The organism is Actinoallomurus liliacearum (assembly GCF_039542035.1).
Lineage (GTDB): Bacteria > Actinomycetota > Actinomycetes > Streptosporangiales > Streptosporangiaceae > Actinoallomurus > Actinoallomurus liliacearum.
Genome location: NZ_BAABHJ010000038.1, coordinates 1 through 15,447, shown reverse-complemented (window position 1 = coordinate 15,447; position 15,447 = coordinate 1). Strand labels below are relative to the sequence as shown.

Below are 15,447 nucleotides of genomic sequence, written 5' to 3'. Positions count from 1 at the left end.
TGCCGGCCGCCCGCCCCGGCATCCGCCCGGCCGGTCGCGGGGCGGGCGGCCGCTCCCGGTGAGGCATGGTCTCCGGCGCGGTCGGCTCCGGCGGCGCCGGAGACACCCCGCCGGACGTACGCGCCCGCGGCCGCCCGAGCGGCCGGATGGACGGGCGCGCGACTGCCCGCACCGCGAAACCGGGCAAGCCCGACTTTGGGATCCGGCTGCCTGTTCGTCGCGACGCGGCATACCCTCACATTTGGACCAAGGGGCCCGTCTCGACCCCTTCGGTCTAGACCAATACGTGAACACTGGGCGACGCCGACCTGCATGAATACGCGTACCGCCCAGTAACTACCTAGGGTTGTAGCGTGAGTCGCCGAGCAAAGATCGTCAGCACGATAGGTCCCGCCTGTTCCAGCCAGGAGCGCATCAACGCCCTCGTGGAGGCCGGGATCGACGTCGCCCGGCTCAACATGAGCCACGGCACCCAGCAGCAGCACGCGGAGGTCTATCGATATCTCCGTGAAGCCTCCAACGTCACCGGGCACGGCGTCGGCATCCTCGCCGACCTCCAGGGACCCAAGATCAGGCTCGGCCGGTTCGCCGACGGCCCGGTCCGCCTGACCCTGGGCGACGAGTTCACCATCACCACCGAGGACGTCCCCGGCGACCGCAGCATGGTCTCCACGACGTACGGCGGGCTCCCCGGCGACGTCAACGCCGGTGACACCGTCCTCATCGACGACGGCCGCGTCGTCCTCAACGTCACCGCCGTCGACGGCCCCCGCGTCCGCACCCGCGTCCTCGTCGGCGGCATGGTCTCCGACCACAAGGGCCTCAACCTCCCCGGCGTCGCCGTCAGCGTCCCCGCCCTCACCGAGAAGGACGAGGACGACCTGCGCTTCGCCCTCCACCTCGGCGTCGACATGGTCGCCCTGTCCTTCGTCCGCAGCCCCGACGATGCCACGACCGCTCGCCGCATCATGGAAGAGGAAGGACGCACCGTCCCCCTCCTCGCCAAGATCGAGAAGCCGCAGGCCGTCGACCGCCTCGAGGACATCGTCGAAGCCTTCGACGGCATCATGGTCGCCCGCGGCGACCTCGGCGTCGAGCTCCCGCTCGAGCAGGTCCCCATCGTCCAGAAACGCGCCATCGAGCTCACCCGCGAGAAGGCCCGCCCGGTCATCGTCGCGACGCAGATGCTCGAATCCATGATCAGCGCGCCCCGCCCCACCCGCGCCGAGACCTCCGACGTCGCCAACGCCGTCTTCGAAGGCGCCGACGCCGTCATGCTCTCCGGCGAGACCAGCGTCGGCGACTACCCCATCGAGTCCGTCCAGACCATGGGCCGCATCGTCTGCGCCGCCGAGGAGCACACCCTCCGCGCCACCCACTCCCTCGACCGCGTCCCCGAGACGGTCGGCGGGGCCATCGCCCGCGCCGCCGCCGAGGTCGGCGCCACCGTCGGAGCCAAGGCCCTCGTCGCCTTCACCATGACCGGTGAGACCGCGCGCCGCCTGTCCCGCTACCGCTCGCCGATCCCCCTCCTGGCCTTCACCGCCCGCCCCGAGACCCGCAGCCAGCTGGCCCTCGTCTGGGGCGTCGAGACCTTCATCGTCCCCGAGGTGTTCCACACCGACGAGATGGTCCGCCAGGTCGAGGCCGCGCTCCTCGAGATCGGCCGCCTCCAGAAGGGCGACCGCGTCGTCATCGTCGCCGGCTCGCCCCCCGGCATCCCCGGCTCCACCAACGCGCTGCGCGTCCACCGCCTCGGCGACGCCATCGCCATGCCCCCGGTGTCCTGACGCGGCTGGACCACGGTCCGGTGCGGGACCATCGTCGTGCCAGGCGATGGCCCCGCATAGGCCGGGGACGAGCGCCACGCCCGTGAGGAGACGGTCATGACCATGCCCTTGGTCACCTTCTTCGTCCTCTTCGGGTGGGGCATGCTGCTCCGCCGTAAGGTCGGGGAACGGCTGTGGCGCTCATTGCTCCGGATCGGCGGGACCGGCATCCCCTCGGCCGCCCTGCTGGCCGCCGGAGTACAACTCGCCGCCATGGCCGGCTACGCCACCGCCCTCGCCATCGGCCTGGCACTCGTGGACGCGACCGGGAGCCGCTGGCCGGCCGTCGTCGTCACCGGACTCGCCGGCCTGGTGCACATCCCCGTCGCAGCCGGTGCGCTACCCGACCGGCGCGAGCCTTACGCCGACGCCCGACGCATCCTCAGGGCCGCCGGCGCCACCCCGGCACAGGCACGCGCGGCGACCCGGACGGCGGGCCCGTTCGCGTTCGTGGGCATGGGTCTCATCGTGGGCGGTCTCCTCGCCGCCTTCGACGCCTGACCACCCGCGACGCTCATCCGAGACGTGAAGACGTGCACCGTCAAGGCGCACCGGAATTCGGTCGGAGCTTGGTACGCGCCTTGGCGCGCGGCATCCTGGAATCATGAGCGAAGACCGGAAGGCTCCCTCCCGGGACGTGTCCACGCCCCGCTGGCGCTCCCTGCCCGCGCGCCCCCGCCCCGAGGACCTCCAGTCCGAACACCGCGACCCCGCCGTCCCCGGCTCGATCCTGACGGCCCCGGACGCCCAGCAGGAGTTCCTGATCCGCCACGCGAGCTGATCAGTACTTCGGCCCCACGAACTCATCCAACCGCGCCACCGCCTCCCTCCGCGCCACCGAGATGTTGTTGCGGTTCGACCGCTTCCACGCGATGCCGAGTCTGTCTAGCGCGTCGGTGAACAACCTGGCGATGTCGGCCGATTCGTTGGTGAAGAAGTAGCGGGGGTACTCGTACCAGCGCTCGCCGCCTTCCGTCGAATGCCGCACGCGGTTCGTGGAGCGGCTCCCGTCCGAGTGGATCAGCCCACGGACGAACGGCTCCGTGAATCGCCCGACCAGCTCCTGCTGCCAGCACTCCAGCGCGATCGTCCGGTTGTGCTTCTTGCCTGGGCCGTGCTGGGGAAAGAAGCACGGCCAGTGTTTCGAATGGCTGTTGATCTCGGTGCAGCCTACGAGCTTGAGGAAGCGGATCTTATTGTCCGGCCGGATCGCGCGGATGGCGTCCGCGCACTCGGTCTGCAGGCCGGGGTAGCTGTCCGCGCAGAAAATGCGCAAAGCCCAGATTCGTTTGGCGGGATCGCTGACGGGGCTGATGCAGCCGTCACCGAGATAGAGCCCTAGAAGATAAGCGTATCGGTCCGCAGGCTGCGGGATCGTCGGAGGCGTCGCACAGCGGGGGCACGGAGCCGTGCGGTATGACGCCACGGATCTGCCCTGGTCGGCCCGCAGTTGCCAGTCCCGGATGGCCCATCGGGAGATCCGCGTGCGTCTGCTGACCTCGCTGACGGTCAAGCCCTGCGCGAGAAGTTCTAAGGCGCGATTACGGGTGGCGATGTCATACATGCGCTCAGTGTCGCGCTGTCCTACGACAAAATCGCCGCTCGCTGGGAACGGCGATTCATAAAGTGCCCCGAGTGGGATTCGAACCCACACTAGATGGTGTTTGAGACCATTTCCTCTGCCGTTGGGATATCGGGGCCTATTTCCTGACATCCGGCTATATGTCCGTTTTGATGACCGGGAGTGACCCCGGGTCGGGTACCAGGGTAGCGGGTCCGGGTACGCTCGTGCGCGTGACCGAGAGCGCGCGTCGTGTTGTGATCGCTGAGGATGAGGCCCTGATCAGGCTGGACCTCAAGGAGATGCTGGAAGAAGACGGCTATGAGGTCGTCGGTGAGGCAGGGGACGGGGAGACGGCCGTCCGCCTGACGACGGAGTTGCTCCCGGACCTCACGATCCTCGACGTGAAGATGCCGATCTTGGACGGGATCTCGGCGGCCGAGCGGATCGCCGCCGGGCGCATCGCGCCGGTCGTCATCCTGACGGCGTTCTCCCAGCGTGAGCTGGTCGAGAGGGCGCGCGAGGCCGGAGCCATGGCCTACCTCGTGAAGCCTTTCACGAAGGCGGATCTGGTGCCCGCCATCGAGATGGCGGTGAGCCGCTTCCAGGAGATCAAGAGCCTCGAGGCCGAGGTGAGCTCGCTCGGGGAGCGGCTGGAGACGCGGAAGCTGGTCGACCGGGCCAAGGGGCTGCTGCAGAGCGCGCACGGGTGGTCGGAGCCGGAGGCGTTCCGCTGGATCCAGAAGACGTCGATGGACCGCCGGCTGACGATGCGGGCGGTGGCGGAGGCGGTCATCGCGGGCGGCTCGGGAGAGACGTCTGGCGGACCAGCCGAATAGCAGGACGTCCTATGTCCGTTAACATCCCCGAAACGAAGTGATCTGCGCCACTACGCAGAGTAGCCGTCCGTAACCAAAACTGGACTTTTAGGGCACAGGGCAGTAACGAATCAGCAACACCATCGCTGGATCTCTACTGTTCGTAGCCGGTGCTCGGTGTACTACCCACCGAGCCCCCAGGAAACGTGCTGTTTCGCCCGCACCGAGTCCACGACCTGGGTGGTGATAAGTCCCTGATCCAGGGGATTCGGACGGAAGGAAGAGCTACCTTGCGGAGCAGATTGATTACGGTCGTCGGCGTGGTGGCGGCGAGCGCGACACTGGCGCTCGGCGCGTCCGCGTGCGGTGGCAACTCCAAGGGTGGTGGTGACAATGTCACCATCGGGTTCATGGGCGACCTGACCGGCGAGAACTCCGGCATCGTCATCCCGCCCAAGCAGGGCGCTCAGCTGGCCATCGACCAGTACAACGCGACCAACCCGAAGGTCAAGATCACCCTCAAGACCTACGACAGCCAGGGCAAGGGCGAGCAGGCCGTGCCGCTGGCCAAGCAGGCCATCACCAAGGACAAGATCGCCGGCCTCATCGGCCCGACCTTCTCCGGCGAGTCGGCGCAGGCCGACCCGGTCCTGGAGGAGGGCAAGCTGCCGAACATCTCCTCCTCGGCGACCAACGCCGCGCTGGCGACGCACGGCTGGAAGTACTGGCACCGCCTCATCGCCAACGACAACGTGCAGGGCGCGGGGATCGGTGAGTTCATCACGAACGGGCTGAAGGCCAAGAAGGTCTTCATCGTCCACGACAACTCCGAGTACGGTAAGCCGCTCGGTGAGACGGTCAAGGCGACGGTGGAGAAGGGCGGCGCCCAGACCTCCGAGGACCCGATCGACCCGAACGGTTCGGACTTCTCCGCGACCGTCAACAAGGTGAAGGCGTTCTCGCCGGACGCCATCTTCTTCGGCGGCTACTACGCGGCCGGCGGCAAGCTGATCAAGCAGCTGCGCGAGGGTGGCGTGAAGGCGCGCTTCCTGTCCGGTGACGGTTCGCTGGACCAGGGTCTGGCCAAGGGCGCCGGCGGCACGAACGCCGAGGGTTCGGTCATCGGCTGCCCGTGCCTGATCGACCCGACGGGTACGGCGAGCGCGGCGAGCAAGAAGTTCGCCGCGGACTACAAGGCGAAGTTCAACGCCGACCCGGCGATCTACTCGGCCGAGGGCTACGACGCGGCCACCGCGTTCATCGAGGCGGTCAAGGCCGGCAACACCACCCCGGAGAAGATCAACGACTTCCTGACGAAGGTCGACAAGCCGGGAGTCTCGAAGGAGATCAAGTTCCAGAGCAACGGTGAGCCGACCGCGACGGACGTCTACGTCTACGAGGTCAAGGGCAACCAGCTCCCGCTGCTGGGCAGCGCCAAGAACGCGACGGTCAAGTAGTCCGCCTGCCAGACGGCGGCCTTAGGACAGGCGCAGGGGCGGGAGCGACATGCTCCCGCCCCTGCGGCAAAGGCGACCACATTGAACAATCTTTTCAGTCAATTCTGGCCGTACACGATTGACGGCCTGTCGCTCGGCGCGATCTACGCGCTGGTGGCGCTCGGCTACACGATGGTCTACGGCGTCCTGCGACTCATCAACTTCGCGCACTCCGAAATCTTCATGATCGGAACGTTCGGCGTGCTCGGAGCCCTGCACCTTTTCGGGATGCCGTCGAACGTCGGCGGTTTCGCGCTGGTGGGGCTGGCCCTCGTGCTGGCGGTCGTCGGCGGTGTCGCGTCGGGCGGCAGCGCGGTGATCCTGGAGTACGTGGCGTACCGGCCCTTGCGGCGGAAAGGCGCGTCACGGCTCGCGGCGCTGATCTCGGCGATCGGCGCGTCGCTGTTCCTGCAGCAGCTCTTCGCGCGGCTCGTGATCCCGCAGGCGTTCGGCCTGCCGAAGGAGAAGGGCGCGCTGCCGGTCCAGGGGCACTTCGTGCACCGTGACGATGTGATCCACATCGGCGGGTTCGAGCTGTCGAACGACCGGCTCATCGTGATCGTCGGCGCGGTCCTGATGATGGTCCTGCTGGACGTGTTCGTGAACCGGACGAAGCTCGGCCGCGGTATCCGCGCGACGGCGCAGGATCCGGAGACGGCCGTGCTGATGGGCGTCAACATCGACCGGATCGTGACCGCGACGTTCGCACTGGGCGGCGCCATGGCGGGTGTGGCGGCGGCGCTGTACATGCTGCGGTTCGAGGAGACGAAGTTCGACGTCGGCTTCCTGCTGGGCATCAAGGCGTTCACGGCCGCGGTGCTGGGCGGTATCGGCAATCTCCGCGGCGCGCTGGTCGGCGGCATCGTCCTCGGCGTGATCGAGATGTACGGCTCGGCGATCTTCGGCTCCGAGTGGCAGAACGTCGTGGCATTCAGCGTTCTGGTGCTTGTCCTCATGTTCCGTCCCACCGGCATTCTCGGTGAGTCTCTTCAGCAGGCGCGCGCATGAACGATTCGACCAACCGAAACCCGCTCGCCCGTGCGCGGGACGGGTACTCCTCTTTCTCCGATTCGCTCCGTGACCGGTGGGGGTCCGCTCCGCGCTGGGCGCGCTGGGTGGTCTACCTGCTGTTGATCGTGGTCGCGATCATCCTGCCGGCGGACGGCATCGGCAGCTTCATGTCGCCGTACACCGACTGGCCGACGCTGCTGTTCTTCCCGATCGGCGGGTACATCCTGCTGGCGATCGGCCTGAACGTCGTGGTGGGGCAGGCGGGTCTGCTCGACCTGGGGTACGTCGCGTTCTTCGCGATCGGCGGCTACGCGATGGCCATCTTCGGCACGAAGATGCACCTGAGCTTCTGGGAGATCCTGGTCGTCGGCGTGCTGTTGTCGGCGGCGTCGGGCATCATCCTGGGCGCTCCGACGCTGCGGCTGCGCGGCGACTACCTGGCGATCGTGACCCTGGGCTTCGGGGAGATCGTCCGGATCGTGGCGCAGAACACCGACTACATCGGCGGCCCGAACGGCATCGGCGGCATTCCGCACCCGCCGACGTTGTCGGAGTGGACGATCCCGGACAACGGGTTCTTCGACGCGATCGGGATCGGCGGCGTGCAGCCGTTCAAGTACGGCGCGCTGGACGGCAAGCCGTACTACTACGTGATGCTGCTGGTGATCGTCCTGGCGATCATCTTCGTCAAGCGGCTGGAGAACAGCCGGGTGGGCCGGGCGTGGGCCTCGATCCGGGAGGACGAGGACGCGGCCGAGCTGATGGGCGTTCCGACGTTCAAGTTCAAGCTGGCGGCGTTCGCCATCGGCGCGGCGATCGGCGGCGCGGGCGGCGTGGTGTACGGGTCGCAGGCGACGTCGATCATTCCGAACAACTTCCCGTTCATCCTGTCGGCGACGATCCTGGCGGCGGTGGTCCTGGGCGGTTCGGGGAACCTCCCCGGAGTCATGCTCGGGGCGTTCCTGGTGGCGTGGATCCCGGAGCGGATCCGTGGCCTTCAGGAGTACCGCGTGCTGGTGTTCGGCGGGGTGCTGGTCCTCTTGATGATCTTCCGGCCGGAGGGTCTGCTGCCGTCGCGGCGCCGTAAGGCGGAGCTCGCCGAGGGCGAGGGCGGCATGGGCGGCCTCGGTGCGGAGGTGGGCGGTCCGGTGACCGTCGCCGCTGGTGAGGTGGGCGAATGAGCGAGACGACAGCCGTTCCGGCGGAGAAGAGCACCGGAACGCCGGCGCTGGAGCTGCGTGAGATCACGATGCGCTTCGGCGGCGTCGTCGCGATCAACGGCCTGAACCTGACGATCAACGAGGGTGAGATCTTCGCGTTGATCGGGCCGAACGGCGCGGGCAAGACGACGGTGTTCAACGTCGTCACCGGCGTGTACCGGCCGACCGAGGGCCAGGTGGTCTTCGCGGGCTCCCGGATCGACGGCAAGAAGCGGTTCCAGGTGACGAAGGGCGGCGTGGCGCGCACGTTCCAGAACGTCCGGCTGTTCCACAACATGTCGGCGCTGGAGAACGTCATGGTGGGCGCGGACGCGCACCACCGGACCGGGCTGGCCGGGGCGGCGCTGGGGCTGCCGTGGCATCGCCGGGAGGAGCGCGACGGCCGGGTCAAGGCCCGGGAGCTGATGGAGTTCGTCGGGATCGCGCACCGGATGGAGGAGACGGCGAAGAACCTGCCGTACGGCGACCAGCGGCGACTGGAGATCGCTCGTGCGCTGGCGACGGACCCGAAGCTCCTGCTGCTCGACGAGCCGGCCGCCGGGATGAACCCGACGGAGAAGGAGGACCTGCAGGGGCTGATCCGCAGGATCCGGGACACCGGGCGGACGGTGCTGCTGATCGAGCACGACATGAGCCTGATCATGGGCATCAGCGACCGGATCGCCGTGCTGGACTTCGGCCAGAAGATCGCTGAGGGTCTGCCGGCCGAGATCCAGAACAACCAGCGGGTCATCGATGCGTACCTGGGGGTCCCCGCCGATGCTTCTTGAGATCGAGGACATCCACGTCCACTACGGCAAGATCGCGGCGCTCAAGGGCGTGTCCGTGGAGGTCGACGAGGGCGAGGTCGTCACGCTGATCGGCGCGAACGGCGCCGGCAAGACGACGACGCTCAAGACGATCTCGGGGCTGCGTCCGCTCACGAGCGGCAGCATCCGGTTCGACGGCAAGGACATCAGCAAGGTGCCGGGGCACAGGCGTGTGCTCATGGGCATCGGGCAGTCGCCGGAGGGCCGGGGCATCTTCCCCGGTATGACGGTCGTCGAGAACCTCCAGATGGGCGCGTACGCGCGCCGGGACCAGGCCGCCAAGGACCTGGAGGAGGTCTACGAGCTGTTCCCGCGGCTGGCCGAGCGCAAGAACCAGGCGGGCGGCACGATGTCCGGCGGTGAGCAGCAGATGCTGGCGATCGGCCGGGCGCTGATGACCAAGCCGAGGGTGCTGCTGCTGGACGAGCCGTCGATGGGTCTGGCGCCGAAGCTGATCCAGCAGATCTTCGAGATCATCACGGAGATCAACCGGCGGGGCACGACGGTCCTGCTGGTGGAGCAGAACGCCCAGCAGGCGCTGCAGGTCGCGCACCGCGCGTACGTCCTGGAGACGGGCTCGGTGGTGAAGTCGGCGGAGGCGAGCGAGCTGCTGAACGATCCGCAGGTGCGCGCGGCGTACCTCGGCGGCGGCGCGGAGGCGGCGGCCGGTCCGGGCGACTGACCGTTCGTCGGTGTCGAAAGGGGCGGTGGCTCGCGGGCGGGCCGCCGCCCCTTTCGTCGTCGGCGCGTCAGGTGAGGGAGATGTCGACGGGGTTCTTGGCGTTCTTGACGGCGCCGCCCTTGAGCTGGTCGCCGAGCCGGGAGGAGGAGGGGTCGCCGAGCACGCGCAGGGCCTTCACCTTGGCGTTCGCGGGCACGTCGAACCACAGATCGAAGGCGCGCATCTCCTGGGAGGCGATGGTCTGCACTCCGGCGGGCGCCCGGGAGATCTGCATGGCGTCGATGCTGGGGGCGTACGCGGTTCCGTCGGCGGTGATGAGCCGCTGGCGGGAGGGGTCGAGGTCGTGGCGTTCGCGGCCGTGGTTGACCATGAGGAGGCGGACCCGGACGTACTGGCCGTGCGGGATCCAGCTGGCGTGCGAGCCGATGACCTCGGGGATCTTGGTGCGGACCCCGATCGCGGTGTAGGTGACCTCGCCGATGGCGGCGGTCCGGCCCTGGAGCGGCGTCTCGTGCTCGGGGAGGGCCTGTGGCGGAATGGTGTAGTCGTGGGCCGGGTGGCCGCAGCCCGCCGCGGCGAGGGTCAGGGCGAGCAGGGGCGTCAGGGCGCGGAGCGCGCCGGATCGGTGCCGGGTGCGGACGCCGTGTGTGATCGCGAAGGGGCGCACAGCGCGACGGTAGGCGACGGGCGCGATCATGCAAAGGCTCCGTGGCCGACGCGCAAAGCGGCTGTGGCCGAATCGAGACCGGCGCGGCGCTGAGACCGGCGTGATCGAGCGCGCCTGGAAGCGACCGGCGGCGGCGAGGTCGCGTCGGAGTGGCCGGGGCCCGCGGGCGAAAATAAGCCCGGAGCGCCTTTGGTGCCGTACGGTCTGGTGACCCGTGCATGCCTTCCCCGGCCCTGCACGGGGACCGGATCGTACGTTTTCTACTCAGCGCTCCGGGCTCTTGCCCTCCAACGGTAGCGAGACTGGAGTGACTGGTGCAAAAGATGCGAGAAATCTATGCCTGGTCACGGATGGCGCAGGTGAGTCTGGCGGTGCAGACGCGACGCTCCTGCTCGTCGGTGATGACGATCTCGTAGTTGGCCAGGGTGCGTCCGCCGTGCAGGCGGGTGGCGACGGCCGTGACGTATCCGCTGGTGGCGGCGCGGTGATGGGTGGCGTTGATCTCGATGCCGAGGGCGATGCGGCCGGGGCCGGCGTGCAGGGCCGCGCCGAGGGAGCCGATGGACTCGGCCAGGACGCAGGAGGCGCCGCCGTGCAGGACGCCGTACGGCTGGGTGTTGCCCTTGACGGGCATGCGCGCCACGACGCGTTCGGCGCTCGCCTCGAGGACCTCCACGCCCATCGCCGTGGCGAGGTCCCCGCGCACGTCCACGCCCTCGAGATCGTTGATGGGGTGGCCGCCGGCCTCGCTCATGAATCCTCCGTCACCTTGCTCTGTCCGAGGTGAAGACTAGTGCCGTGTCAAGCAACGTTGGTCGTGGAGTGACCGTGTTGGTTGATCCTCGCCATAGGCGAGCGACTCCCCACTGGTGGTGGGGCGGGCCTCGGCCGGCCAGGGGACCCTTGTGCGGTGCCGTGATGGGGGCGTCGTCTCGGGTCACGCCGGGACGGTCCGGCACCGGGCAGGTGCCGTCCGGCTCGACGGTGCGTGATCACCGCCGGGAACGAATCCTTCGTGGTGATGGAGCCGCCAGGGCCACGCCGGGCGATGTTGGCGCCGCCGACCAGGTCGCGGTGCCCACGGAAACCACAATGCATACAGGTGAAGCCGCGGCCGACGGGTTTGGGAACCCGCCGCCCGCAGACCGGGCAGGTCGAAGAGGTCCCACGCTCATCGACCAGCTCGACGCGGATCCCGGCCTGTTCGGCCTTGTCCTTGAGGCAGCGGATCAGATAGCCGGGCCGCCAGTCACGGAGCCGCTGGTTGTGTCGCCGCCCGGCCTCGAGGTCCAGCACGCCACGCGGGTCACCGACCCGCAGCGTCCCGATCCGTCGTTTGACGGCCCATTGGATGACCTGTTTGGCGGCTTCGTGCTGGCCCTGTTTGATCCGGCGCTTGTGGCGGGCTTCGAGTTTGCGCTGGCGGGCGCGGTATTTGCGCCATCGCCGTGACCCCGCCTGCCCGGGTTTGGGCGCCCGCTGGGCGACGGCCCGGCGGCGGTATTTGGTGTCTTTGAGGTGCAGGTGGGCCTCGGCGCGCATCGCCCGCCCCGAGACCAACAACCCTTCCCCGTCCGGTCCGGCGACCGCGTACTGGTGGATCACGCCCAGATCTACGCCAGCCAACCGGGCAGGGTCGGGTTCGGTTCCGGGCGGGTAGGTGGCGACAGGGACTTCGGCGGTCACCTCGACGAACAACCGAGCGCCCTCGTTGAGCAGGGTGACCGACCGGATTTGCCCGACCGGATAGGGCAGTTCCCGGTCCAGGCGCACCCACAGGCGCGGTCGCCCGCGGGCGACCGCCAGCCGCAGGCGCTGCCCGTCGATAGCGAAGCCGCCGTAGCGGAACCGCACCGGCATTAGACGGCGTTTACGACGCGGGAACCGCGCCGAAGCATCGCCCTCGGCGCGGCGTTTGGCGGCGGCGAACCAGGCGTCGCTGTAACGACGCAGCACCCCTTCGGCGCAGGGAGAGTTCAGATCACCGAACGCCCCGGGGCCGGCCTTGTGCAGCTCCCGGCACAGCTGCTGGAAGTTGATGATCGGCGCCAGGCCGCGCTGCCGCCGCCACCGGTTCATATCCAGCGCACACGCCCACACATCCCCGGCCGCGACCAGCAACCCGAAACAGCGCCGCCGCTGCGCGGGCGTGACTCGTAGGCCGACCCGGGCGGTGCGCAGCACCGTCCGAGGGGCTTCAGGGTCAACACGTTGAGGCACGAGGTGATTACACCAAGTACCTACGACAAAACCCGACCTCCTCCAAGGATCGCCGGGCAAACCGGCCAGACCATCGGAGGACCACGAACAAGCGGCTGGTCATACGAACAAGGTTGCTTGACACGGCACTAGGCTGCTGGCGTGGTGACGACGGAAGCGACCTCTGAAAACGCGCGCCTGCTGCTCCTGGACGGGCATTCCCTGGCCTACCGGGCGTTCTTCGCGCTGCCCATCGAGAACTTCTCGACCACGACGGGTCAGCCGACCAACGCGGTGTACGGCTTCACGTCGATGTTGATCAACGTGCTGCGCGACGAGGCGCCCACGCACGTCGGGGTGTGCTTCGACCGGTCGGAGCCGACGTTCCGGCACGAGGCCTACGTCGAGTACAAGGCGAACCGGCGGGAGACCCCGGACGACTTCCGCAGCCAGATCAGCCTGATCTTCGAGGTGCTCGACGCGCTGCGCATCCCGCGGATGTCCGTCGCGGGCTACGAGGCCGACGACCTGATCGCCACGCTCGCCACGCGGGCGGTCGAGCAGGACATGGAGGTGTCGATCGTCTCCGGTGACCGGGACGCCTTCCAGCTGGTCGGCCCGCACTGCACGGTGCTCTACCCGCGCAAGGGCGTGTCCGACCTGGCGCGGATGACGCCGGCCGCGGTCGAGGAGAAGTACGGCGTGCCGCCGGAGCGGCACCGGATGCTCACCGCCCTGGTGGGGGAGACCAGCGACAACCTGCCGGGCGTGCCGGGCGTGGGCCCGAAGACCGCGGCCAAGTGGATCACCAAGTACGACGGGCTCGACGGGGTCATCGAGCACGTCGAGGAGATCACCGGCAAGGCCGGGGCGAGCCTGCGCGAGCACCTCGGCGAGGTCATGCGCAACTACCAGGTCAACCAGCTGGTCTGCGACGTGCCGCTCGACGCGGCCCCGGCCGAGCTGACGATCGGGCAGTGGGACCGCGACGAGATCCACACGCTGTTCGACACGCTGCAGTTCCGGGTGCTGCGCGAGCGGCTGTACGCCACGCTGTCGGCGGTCGAGCCGGAGGCGGAGGAGGGCTTCGAGGTCGAGATGGCGCGGCCGGGGCCGGGCGAGCTCGCCGCCTGGCTGGCCGAGCACGCCACCGGCGAGGGCCGGGTCGGCGTCGCGGTGACCGGCACGTGGGGGCGGGGCACCGGTGACATCACCGGCCTCGCGCTGGCCAACCAGGCGGGCGCGGGAGCCTTCGTCGACCCGGTGGAGCTGCCGGAGGACGACGAGCGGGCGCTGGCCGCCTGGCTGGCCGACCCGAAGCGGCCGAAGGCGATCCACGACGCCAAGGGCCCGATGCTGGCGCTGGCCGCGCGCGGCATGCGGCTGGACGGCGTGACGAGCGACACGGCGCTGGCCGCCTATCTCGCGCTGCCCGGCCAGCGCTCCTTCGACCTGGGCGACCTGGTCCTGCGCTACCTGCACCGGGAGCTGCGCAAGGAGGCCGAGGACGGCGGCCAGCTGACGATCGACGGCTCTGGTGAGCAGGAGGCCGCCTTCGACCTCGTCGTACGGGCGCGGGCGGTCGTCGACCTCGCCGACGCGCTCGACGCGGACCTGGAGCGGCGGGGCGCGACGCGGCTGCTGCAGGAGGTCGAGCTGCCGCTGGTGGAGGTGCTGGCGGGGCTGGAGCGCGTCGGCGTCGCCCTGGACATCGACTACCTGGCGAAGCTGTCGGCGACCTTCGGCGGGGAGGTCAAGGCGATGGAGGAGGGCGCCTGGGAGGCGATCGGGCACGAGTTCAACCTCGGGTCGCCCAAGCAGATCCAGCAGGTGCTGTTCGACGAGCTGGAGTTGCCGAAGACGCGGCGTACCAAGACCGGCTACACCACCGACTCCGACGCGCTGACGAGCCTGTTCGCCCAGACCGGCCACCCGGTGCTGGAGCACCTGCTGCGGCACCGCGAGGTCGCCAAGCTCAAGAGCATGGTGGACTCGCTGATCCCGATGGCGGACGAGGACCGGCGCATCCACACGACGTTCGGGCAGATGGTCGCGGCGACCGGCCGGTTGTCCTCGTCCGATCCGAACCTGCAGAACATCCCGATCCGCACGGCCGAGGGCCGGCAGATCCGCGAGGGCTTCATGGTCGGGGAGGGCTACGACTGCCTGCTGACCGCCGACTACAGCCAGATCGAGCTGCGGATCATGACGCACCTGTCGGAGGACGCCGCGCTGATCGACGCGTTCGAGTCCGGCGCGGACTTCCACACGATCACCGCCTCACGGGTGTTCGACCTGCCGCCCGAGCAGATCGACGGGGAGCTGCGGTCGCGGATCAAGGCGATGAACTACGGCCTCGCCTACGGCCTGTCGGCGTTCGGGTTGTCGCAGCAGCTGCGGATCACGCCGGACGAGGCGCGCGCGCTGATGGCCGAGTACTTCGAGCAGTTCGGCGGGGTGCGCGACTACCTGCGTGACATCGTGGCCACGGCCCGGCACGACGGCTACACCGAGACGATCATGGGTCGGCGGCGCTATCTGCCCGACCTGACCTCCGACAACCGGCAGCGGCGTGAGATGGCCGAGCGGATGGCGCTGAACGCGCCGATCCAGGGGTCGGCGGCCGACATCATCAAGGTCGCGATGCTGAACGTCGACCGGGCGATGCACGCGGCCGGGCTGCGGTCGCGGATGCTGCTGCAGGTCCACGACGAGCTGATCTTCGAGGTGGCGCCGGGCGAGCTGGCGGCGCTGCAGTCCCTCGTGCGCGAGCAGATGAGCGGCGCGTACGACCTGCGGGTGCCGCTGGAGGTCTCGATGGGCACCGGCCGCACCTGGCAGGACGCCGGTCACTGAGCCGGTCACCGGCTGGTGGCCCCGGTGACGGATTGCAAGATCCGGGGAGCGGGAAGTAAGAGTCCGCGCGGCGCGGATCGTCTTGGTCGAAGGTCCGTTCCGCGCGGAACTTCGACGTCGCGCACGGTCGCACAGATCGCCGTGGGCCCGGACTGCTGGGGGCGCCCGTGCCGCACCTTCACCGACTCGCCGTCGCCCTGATCGTGGCCGCGGTGGCCGTCGGCGTGCTGTTGCCGTCGGCCGGATCCGGCCACCACGGGGTGACCGCGTGCCGCGCGGGCGCGGCGGCCTTCGCCACG

Annotated in this window: 14 protein-coding genes and 1 tRNA gene; 10 read left to right on the top strand and 5 right to left on the bottom strand. The window is 69.1% G+C overall.

Annotated features, from left to right (window positions below):
* The first annotated feature begins 353 nt into the window (after positions 1-353).
* The 3 genes from pyk to ABD978_RS36985 all read left to right on the top strand — a co-directional run bounded on the left by pyk (position 354) and on the right by ABD978_RS36985 (position 2,610).
* The gene (gene pyk / locus ABD978_RS36995; protein WP_345365077.1) at positions 354-1,790 is read left to right on the top strand and encodes a pyruvate kinase; all 1,437 of its coding nucleotides are present in this window, start codon (positions 354-356) and stop codon (positions 1,788-1,790) included.
* Positions 1,791-1,886: 96 nt separating this feature from the next.
* The gene (locus tag ABD978_RS36990) at positions 1,887-2,330 is read left to right on the top strand and encodes a hypothetical protein (protein ID WP_345365075.1); all 444 of its coding nucleotides are present in this window, start codon (positions 1,887-1,889) and stop codon (positions 2,328-2,330) included.
* Positions 2,331-2,433: 103 nt separating this feature from the next.
* Positions 2,434-2,610 carry a hypothetical protein gene (locus tag ABD978_RS36985; RefSeq protein ID WP_345365073.1) on the top strand — a complete coding sequence of 59 codons (177 nt, stop codon included), beginning with the start codon at positions 2,434-2,436 and terminating at the stop codon, positions 2,608-2,610.
* Here ABD978_RS36985 and ABD978_RS36980 read toward each other — a convergent pair whose 3' ends face one another.
* A complete protein-coding gene (locus tag ABD978_RS36980; protein ID WP_345365071.1) occupies positions 2,611-3,393 on the bottom strand; it encodes a transcriptional regulator in 783 nt (260 codons plus the stop codon).
* Between the two features lie 63 nt (positions 3,394-3,456).
* A tRNA-Leu gene (locus tag ABD978_RS36975) sits at positions 3,457-3,529 on the bottom strand.
* A 34-nt stretch (positions 3,530-3,563) separates the two neighbouring features.
* Between ABD978_RS36975 and ABD978_RS36970 the strand changes: the two genes are divergently transcribed.
* The 6 genes from ABD978_RS36970 to ABD978_RS36945 all read left to right on the top strand — a co-directional run bounded on the left by ABD978_RS36970 (position 3,564) and on the right by ABD978_RS36945 (position 9,426).
* Positions 3,564-4,229, top strand: a complete 666-nt coding sequence (locus ABD978_RS36970; protein ID WP_425550810.1) for an ANTAR domain-containing response regulator — start codon at positions 3,564-3,566, stop codon at positions 4,227-4,229.
* Between the two features lie 269 nt (positions 4,230-4,498).
* Positions 4,499-5,665, top strand: a complete 1,167-nt coding sequence (locus ABD978_RS36965) for a branched-chain amino acid ABC transporter substrate-binding protein (protein ID WP_345365067.1) — start codon at positions 4,499-4,501, stop codon at positions 5,663-5,665.
* An 81-nt stretch (positions 5,666-5,746) separates the two neighbouring features.
* Complete coding sequence (locus tag ABD978_RS36960; RefSeq protein WP_345365065.1) at positions 5,747-6,712, top strand: branched-chain amino acid ABC transporter permease; 966 nt, start codon at positions 5,747-5,749, stop codon at positions 6,710-6,712.
* The gene (locus tag ABD978_RS36955; protein ID WP_345365063.1) at positions 6,709-7,896 is read left to right on the top strand and encodes a branched-chain amino acid ABC transporter permease; all 1,188 of its coding nucleotides are present in this window, start codon (positions 6,709-6,711) and stop codon (positions 7,894-7,896) included. The genes ABD978_RS36960 and ABD978_RS36955 overlap by 4 nt, the downstream gene beginning before the upstream one ends.
* Complete coding sequence (locus ABD978_RS36950; RefSeq protein ID WP_345365061.1) at positions 7,893-8,705, top strand: ABC transporter ATP-binding protein; 813 nt, start codon at positions 7,893-7,895, stop codon at positions 8,703-8,705. The genes ABD978_RS36955 and ABD978_RS36950 overlap by 4 nt, the downstream gene beginning before the upstream one ends.
* Positions 8,695-9,426 (top strand): ABC transporter ATP-binding protein, encoded by a 732-nt coding sequence (locus ABD978_RS36945; protein WP_345365059.1) that lies wholly within the window; start codon positions 8,695-8,697, stop codon positions 9,424-9,426. Before ABD978_RS36950 ends, ABD978_RS36945 begins: the two co-directional genes overlap by 11 nt.
* Positions 9,427-9,493: 67 nt before the next feature.
* On the opposite strand, the gene ABD978_RS36940 is transcribed toward ABD978_RS36945, so the two are convergent.
* The 3 genes from ABD978_RS36940 to ABD978_RS36930 form a co-directional block, all read right to left on the bottom strand.
* Positions 9,494-10,123, bottom strand: a complete 630-nt coding sequence (locus tag ABD978_RS36940) for a DUF4352 domain-containing protein (RefSeq protein ID WP_345365057.1) — start codon at positions 10,121-10,123, stop codon at positions 9,494-9,496.
* A gap of 304 nt (positions 10,124-10,427) precedes the next feature.
* Positions 10,428-10,847, bottom strand: coding sequence for a PaaI family thioesterase (locus tag ABD978_RS36935; protein ID WP_425550809.1), 420 nt, complete (start codon positions 10,845-10,847; stop codon positions 10,428-10,430).
* A 47-nt stretch (positions 10,848-10,894) separates the two neighbouring features.
* Entirely contained in the window at positions 10,895-12,277 is a 1,383-nt protein-coding gene (locus tag ABD978_RS36930; protein ID WP_345365287.1) for an RNA-guided endonuclease InsQ/TnpB family protein, read from the bottom strand.
* Between the two features lie 177 nt (positions 12,278-12,454).
* On the opposite strand from ABD978_RS36930, the gene polA reads away from it, so the two are divergent.
* A complete protein-coding gene (polA, locus tag ABD978_RS36925; RefSeq protein WP_345365056.1) occupies positions 12,455-15,148 on the top strand; it encodes a DNA polymerase I in 2,694 nt (897 codons plus the stop codon).
* Positions 15,149-15,447 lie beyond the last annotated feature (299 nt).